Genomic DNA, 6,948 nt, shown 5'->3' with positions numbered 1-6,948 from the left:
GGGGACGAGCGCGGGGCCGTTGTGGCAGGCGTGCGGGCCAGCTGGATCGCCGTCGGGGTGGGGTTGGTGATCGTGCTGGTCGTGCAGGTGTTCGCGGGACCGATCACCCGGGCCATCGCGGGCGGGGACGATATCGCGCGGGCCGCGGAGTCGTGGGTGCGGATCGCCTTGTTCGGGGTGCCGTTGATCCTGCTGGCGATGGCGGGCAACGGGTGGATGCGCGGGGTGCAGGAGACCCGGCGGCCGCTGATGTATGTGCTTGCGGGACTGGTGGTTTCGGGCATCCTCTGCCCGACGCTGGTACACGGCCTGCTGGGTGCGCCGCGCTTGGAGCTGGAGGGGTCGGCGGTCGCGAATCTGGTGGGGCAGTCGATTTCCGGTGCGCTGTTCGTGTCGGCGCTGTTCCGGGCCAAGGCGCCGCTCGCGCCGCATATCGCGATCATGAAGGCGCAGTCGGTATTGGGTCGCGATCTGATCGTGCGGAGTCTGGCGTTCCAGGCCTCGTTCGTCTCGGCGGCGGCGGTGGCCTCGCGGTTCGGGGCGGCCTCGGTGGCTGCGCATCAGCTGGTGCTGCAGATCTGGAATTTCCTTGCGCTGACCCTGGATTCGCTGGCGATCGCGGCGCAGACGCTGGTCGGTGCGGCGCTGGGGGCCGGAAACGCGCGCGGCGCAGAGGGTTTGGCGCGGCGGATCACGGCATGGTCGACGGCGTTCGCGGCAGGGCTGGCGGCGATATTCGCGGCGGGCTACACGGTGATCCCGCGGCTGTTCACCGATGATCCGTCGGTGCTGGATCGAACCCACGTGGTCTGGTGGTATTTCGTCGCCATGATCCCGGTCGCGGGCGTGGTCTTCGCCCTCGACGGCGTGCTGCTCGGCGCGGGCGACGCGCCCTTCCTACGCAATGCCACCCTCGGTTCGGCACTGATCGGCTTCCTGCCCATGATCTGGCTGTCCCTCGAATTCGACTGGGGCATCGGCGGAATCTGGACCGGCCTGGTCGCCTTCATGCTGCTGCGTCTGATCGCCGTCAGCTGGCGGGCCCTGTCGGGTCGCTGGGCGCGCGTCGGGGCCGAGGTGCCCGGGCGAACGGCGTGATCAGGTTGGCGGCGATGGGGCATCGGATGGCATTCCATCGGTAGCAAGCCATGCCTTCCGCGAATGAGACTGTCTTCGAACGGTTTCGAGAGAAGGAAGAACACATGGCGACATTCGTTCTGGTGCCCGGCGCCTGGCACGGTTCCTGGTGCTTCGAGAAGGTGATTCCGACGCTGGAGCTGGCCGGTCACACCGTGCACGCCCTGACCCTGACCGGTCTGGGGCCGGACGACGACGAGGCGACGGTCGCGACCGCCAACCTCGACACGCATGCCGCGGATGTCCTGCGGCTGCTCGATCGTGAGCACCTCACCGAGGTGACCCTGGTCGGTCACAGCTACGGCGGAATGGTCATCGCCGCTGCCGCCGATCGTGCTGGCGGCCGGGTCGCACGCGTGGTGCATCTCGACGGCTACGTGCCGCGCGACGGCGAATCATGCTGGTCCGCAACGTCGGAGGCCTACCGCCGGAAGTTCACCGCCGGTGCGGCGAGCACCGGATATGCGGTGCGGCCACCGGACGGCGGCGATCCCCGCCGCCGCCCGCATCCGCTCGCCTCCCTGGTGCAGACGATCCGGCTGTCCGGCGCGTTCGAGGAGGTCCCGCGCAAGGAGTTCGTCTACTGCTCGGGGTGGGAGGATGCGACGCCGTTCGCCGCGCAGCGCACCCGGCTGCTGGCCGACCCGGACTGGCGGGTCCACGATGTCCCGACCGTGCACAACGCCATGCGTGAGGCTCCGGAGGCAGTGTCCGAAATCCTGCTCGCGGACGCGTGATCCGTCGCGGCCGGTGAACTACTCCGCCGCGCCGTTCGCCTGTGCGGCGGCCTGCTTCGCGAGGTTCTCGGCGACTTCGGCCTGCCAGTTCTCGTTGGCGTGGGTGGTGTCGACCTCGTATTCGAAGCGGTCGGTCATCTCCGGCTTGATGTCGGCGACATCGACATAGAACTGCTCGTACCAGCGACGGTGCTGGTACACCGGCCCGTCCTCCTGGGTCAGCAGCGGATTGTCGATGCGGGTCTTGTGCTTCCAGATCTCCACGTCCTGCAGGAAGCCGACGCCGAAGCTCTTGCCGAAGGCCTTGGCCAGCTTGTCGGATTTCTCCGGCGGCAGGCCCTTGATCCGCTGCACGCTCACACCCCATTGCAGGACAAAGGAATTGTGCGTGACGGGGTAGTGGCAGTTGATCAGCGCCACCTCGACGGTGTTGTCACCGAAGTCGTTGTGCAGATAGTTGATCATGTAGGAAGGTCCGAAATACGAAGCCTCCGACCGCAGTAGCGACATCTCCTGCGAATAGTTGGACTTCGCGTGAACGTCGGGCCGTCCCTTGGAATGCAGGAACTGCGTGGCCACGTGCCCTTCGAACACATTCTTGAAGTACACCGGGTACGCGAAGTGAATGTAGAAGAAGTGCGCCATATCGACGTTGTTGTCGATGATTTCGCGGCAGTGCGCGCCCTCGATGAGCAGTGAGTTCCAGTCCCAGTCGCTCCAGTCATCGGTCTCGATGCCCTCGATGTGGGGGATGGCGACCTCGGGCGGCGGCGGATTGCCCTCGGGATCGTTCCAGACGAAGAACTGCCCGTTCTCCTCGCAGGTGATCCAGGATCTGGTGCGCGCCAACGGCGGAACGCGCCGGGCGTAGGGGATGGCCGCGCACTTCCCGTCCCCGCGCCAGCGCCAATCGTGGAAGGGGCAGGCGATATTGTCGTCCTTGACGCTGCCGTAGGACAGATCCGCGCCCATGTGGCGGCAGTAGCCGTCGAGGCAGTGCAACTCGCCCTTGCTGTCGGACCAGATCACCAGCTTGGTGCCGAAGGCGTTCACCGAGTGCGGTTGCCCGTCGCGGAAGGACTCGGCGAGCCCGAGGCAGTGCCAGCCGCGGGCGAACCTGGTCATCGGCTCGCCGACATCGATACTGCGATAGTGCTGAACCATGTGCGTCCTCCGTGTCGAGGGTCCCACGCCCGAGGCTAAGCACTGCTGCTTAATAGAACAAGTATCAGTTTCTCGGGCGGAGCCTCCGGAGGCGCGCTAGGCCCGGCGGTACCGGCGCACAACCACTTTCGCGGGGCGGATGGAGCGGTCGCCGACGGTCAGGCCCGGCTGGATGACCGACTCGACCGTCCGGTCGGCGTCCGGGTCGTCGGTGTCGGAGAGCTCGGCGGCCTCCATGACGTCCGGATCGAAGGCGGCGCCGCGGAACGGGGTCACCAATTGGCCGCCGCGTTCGGTGAGCATGCGCTCCACGCGGCGGCTGATCGCCTCGAAGCCCGGGCGGTCGGCCTCGGAATTGGAGGTGGAGGCGAAGGTCTGGGCCAGGCCGTGCAGGGCGAACAGATCCCGGATCAACGGCGCGTCGGCCTCGGCGCGCTCATCGCGGATCTGCACCTTCGCCTCATCGGCTAGTCGCTCGATGGTGGCGGCCTGGCGGGCGATGACGCGCGCCAGATCGTCGATGCGCTCGGTGATGCGGTCGAGGGTTTGCGCGGGCATGGCTGGGGTCGAGGGCGACGCTGTGGGTTCGAGTGGCGCTGCGGCGGACTCGGTCGGAACGGGGACGTCGGTTACAGCGGCCGCCGGGGCTGGATCGGTCATGCTGGAACGATAGACCCAGCAGTCGGTCGCGGCTGCTACCATCGCCCACGTGGGGGTCTTTGGAATCGATCTTGGCACAACGAATTCGGCAATTGCGGCAATCGACGCAGACGGCCGTCCCCAGGTGCTGATCGGGCTCAATGGCGAACCGACCGTTCCCTCCGTGGTGTTGTTCGCCTCGGCGCACGATCATGTGGTCGGCGAGGGCGCGCGTCGGCAGGCCCGCCTGGATCCCGATCACGTGTGCACGCTGGTGAAGCGCCGCATGGGTGATGCCGAATGGCGGTTCGGCGCGCACGGGCAGCGCTGGTCCGCGCCCGCGGTGTCCTCGCTCATCCTGAAAAGCCTTGCCGCCGATGCCGAATTCTCCGGCAGCGGTCCGGTGCGGCGGGTGGTGATCACGGTGCCCGCCTACTTCGGTGACGAGGAGCGCCGGGCCACCATCCAGGCCGGGACCTATGCCGGATTCGATGTGGCGGGCGTGCTCTCCGAGCCGATCGCGGCGGCGCTGTCCTACGGGTTCGGGCGGCTGGACGGCAGCATCGAGATCGACAAGGGCCCGGCCCGCGAGACCGTGCTGGTCTACGACCTGGGCGGCGGCACCTTCGACGCCACCGTCATCGAACTGGCCGATCGGCGCATCTCGGTGCTGGCCGTGGAGGGCGACCATCAGCTCGGCGGCGCGGACTGGGACGAGCGGCTGGCGCTGCATCTTTCCCAGAAGTTCTGCGAGGCCAATCCGGATGCCGAAGACCCGCTGGATGATTCGGTCGGGTCGCAGCTGCTGGTGCTGGCGGCCGAACAGGCCAAACACGAGCTCACCGCCGCCGAGGTCACCGAGGTGGTGATCGCGCACGATGGCGCGCGGGCCGTCATCGAACTGACCCGGGCCGAGCTCGAGGCCATGACCGCCTCGCTCATGCGGCGCACCCTCGACCTCACCAAGGCGGTGCTGGCCGCGGCCGAGCAGCGCGGGGTGCGGCGGGTGGATCGGCTGCTGCTGGTCGGCGGTTCCTCGCGGATGCCGATGGTGGCCGAGCAGCTGCACAAGGAATTCGGGCTGATCGGGGAGCTGCGGGATCCGGACCTGTCGGTGGCGCGCGGGGCCGCTTTGTATGGCGAGAAGCTGGAGATGGAACGCCTCGTGACCGCCGATCTGGTGACCCGCGGGCGGCTGCGCGACCACGCCGATCTCAGCGAGGCGGCCCCGGCCGATCTCGAGGCCGCGCTCAAGCGGGTGGCCGACTCCTTCGCACAGCCGGTCGGGCTGGTGCGCCGCATGATCGAGATCCAGGTGGACACCGTGGTGTCGCGCGGGTTCGGGGTGCTGGCGCTGGATCCGTTCAACGGGCTGGCGGCCAGCTGGCTGGTGCATCGCAATCAGACGCTGCCCATCAAGGTGCGGCGCTCCTACGGCACCGTGCGCGCGGATCAGGATCAGATCGAGCTGACCATCGTCGAACAGCAGGGGCAGGCGGCCTCCACCCGGCCCGAGGACACGAAGGTGTTGGTGGAGGGGAGGATTCGTGATATTCCGCCGGGGTACCCCGAGGGCAGCGAAGTCCGGGTGACCTTCGAGATGGGATTCGACGGCGTGCTGCACGTGACCGCCTATCATGTGGACGCCGATCTGCCGCTGACGCTGTCGGTGCAGACCGGGGCGACCCTGTCGCAGGCGGATGTGGAGCGCGAACTGGATCAGCTGCAGCGCACCCGCCGCCGCAATTCCTGAGCCCGCCCGTACGAACGCTGAGCCCCGAACGAGTCCGATGCACGCCTTCGACCCCAACGACTATCGCAAACGAGTTCTCGCCGCCGTGGAGCGCCGCGGCGGGCTCGAGGAGTCGGATGCCTTCGAGCTGTACGACATTCCGCTCGCGGAGGCGCCGCGGCTGAGCGATGCCGAGGTGGCGGCGCGGGTCTCGGAGGTGTGGGACCTCTGGCAGAAGCTGCGCGATCATCCCAAGTTCCGGGTGCTGGCGGGGCTGCTGGTGGACGCGCACGATGTGCTCTCGGAACCGTTGCTGCACACCGGGTCCCGGCTCGTCGAGGCCGACCGGGTGCAGCAGCTGCGGTCGCGGCGCGATGCCGAGCGGTACGAGATGCTCGATGTCGCCATCGAGCGGCTCGTGCAGCGGCACGGCGGGATTCCCGCCGCCAAGATTCCCGGCCTCGAGGACATCGGCCGCATGGGCGGGCTGTCGCTGGCCGAGATCGCCGCCCACATCCGCCGCCACCGCATCATCGACGACACCGCGCCCACGCCGCCGCCGGTGGCCGCCGCGCTGAATCCCGAACGCCGCCAGCAGATCCGCAAACTCCTCGCCGAATACGAGCGCCTGCTCCCCGGCGATCCGGTCCCCACCCTGATGGCGCTGCTCGGCCTGCATTTCGCCGCCGCGCACGACACCACCGAGATCCGCCTGCGCGCCGAGGCCCTGCGCGCCCGCACCCGCGAACTCCCGCCCGGCCGCGTCCGAGTGGTCCTCGACGAACTCCTCGTCCACATCAGCGACATCCTCGAGCCCGGCGGCGACATCGTCGACACCTACCTGCAAGCCATCATCCTCACCGTCACCGACGACCTCCGCCCCCAGGTCCGCGCCGCCGTCCTCGTCGAAGACCTCCTCGTAGCAGCCGATTTCGACTACCTCCTCGGCGAAGCCATCACCTCCGGCCTCGACCGCGCCACCGCCGAACAAGTCCTCCTCACCCTCACCGACGAACTCGGCACCACCATCGAAGGCCGCGAACACCTCGCCGGCACCTCGGGCCCGGCCGGTGCGGGACCACGCCAATCCGGCCACGGCTCAACGGCTTCCGGCGCAGCTGGATTCCCGAGCGCAGGCCGGGGTGGGGCCCGCGGGGCAGCGCCCAACACTGGTCAGACCACGACAGGCGCAGCGGGCGGAGTGATGCCCGGCGTGGATCCGACCTCCGGGGCTGCGCGAGGAACTGCCGACGCCGCGAGCGGCCCGATGCACAGGTCCGACCAATTCGGGAGCGGATCTGCCACGGGGACCGGCGGCACCACCTCGCGTGGTGGTCCGGGTGCCGCGAACGGCGGGTCAACGGGGCGTGCCGGGGGATCTGGCGCAGCGGGAACCGGTGGCGGGCCAGGGGATTCGGGTTGGGATCGGGCGGCAGGTGGAACGTCGCGTGCGCCGGATCCTGAGCAGTGGCAGCGGACACCCTATGGTGCGCCCCAGGTGGGCGGAACGGCCGCGGCGGGGGCCGGGCGGCCGTGGGA

Annotated in this window: 5 protein-coding genes and 1 pseudogene; 4 read left to right on the top strand and 2 right to left on the bottom strand. The window is 68.8% G+C overall.

The annotated features are described in order from the left end of the window. Together ACAM49_RS37625 and ACAM49_RS37620 are read left to right on the top strand one after the other, a co-directional pair. On the top strand, positions 1-1,098 hold a 1,098-nt coding region (locus ACAM49_RS37625), incomplete at its 5' end, for an MATE family efflux transporter (protein WP_369640305.1). Positions 1,099-1,202: 104 nt separating this feature from the next. Continuing rightward, positions 1,203-1,874: an alpha/beta fold hydrolase gene (locus tag ACAM49_RS37620; protein ID WP_369640304.1), complete on the top strand. Its 672-nt coding sequence runs from the start codon at positions 1,203-1,205 to the stop codon at positions 1,872-1,874. Positions 1,875-1,892: 18 nt separating this feature from the next. Here the strand turns inward: ACAM49_RS37620 and ACAM49_RS37615 are convergent, their stop codons facing one another. Continuing rightward, positions 1,893-3,038, bottom strand: coding sequence for a Rieske 2Fe-2S domain-containing protein (locus ACAM49_RS37615; protein ID WP_369640303.1), 1,146 nt, complete (start codon positions 3,036-3,038; stop codon positions 1,893-1,895). Positions 3,039-3,134: 96 nt separating this feature from the next. Beyond that, complete coding sequence (locus ACAM49_RS37610; protein WP_369640302.1) at positions 3,135-3,698, bottom strand: nucleotide exchange factor GrpE; 564 nt, start codon at positions 3,696-3,698, stop codon at positions 3,135-3,137. A gap of 49 nt (positions 3,699-3,747) precedes the next feature. Here ACAM49_RS37610 and ACAM49_RS37605 point away from each other — a divergent pair, with 49 nt between their 5' ends. After that, a complete protein-coding gene (locus ACAM49_RS37605) occupies positions 3,748-5,430 on the top strand; it encodes an Hsp70 family protein (protein WP_369640301.1) in 1,683 nt (560 codons plus the stop codon). A gap of 37 nt (positions 5,431-5,467) precedes the next feature. Then, positions 5,468-6,948 (top strand): annotated as a pseudogene (locus tag ACAM49_RS37600) (hypothetical protein); the annotation flags it as partial.

This window comes from Nocardia sp. JMUB6875, from assembly GCF_041154655.1.
Taxonomy (GTDB): domain Bacteria; phylum Actinomycetota; class Actinomycetes; order Mycobacteriales; family Mycobacteriaceae; genus Nocardia.
This window is presented reverse-complemented; position numbering and strand designations above follow the sequence as displayed.

What these genes read in the sequence shown, in the direction of transcription:
- ACAM49_RS37615 (WP_369640303.1), bottom strand. Translation starts at nt 3,038, where the DNA reads ATGGTTCAGCACTATCGCAGTATCGATGTCGGCGAGCCGATGACCAGG.
- ACAM49_RS37610 (WP_369640302.1), bottom strand. Translation starts at nt 3,698, where the DNA reads ATGACCGATCCAGCCCCGGCGGCCGCTGTAACCGACGTCCCCGTTCCG.
- ACAM49_RS37620 (WP_369640304.1), top strand. Translation starts at nt 1,203, where the DNA reads ATGGCGACATTCGTTCTGGTGCCCGGCGCCTGGCACGGTTCCTGGTGC.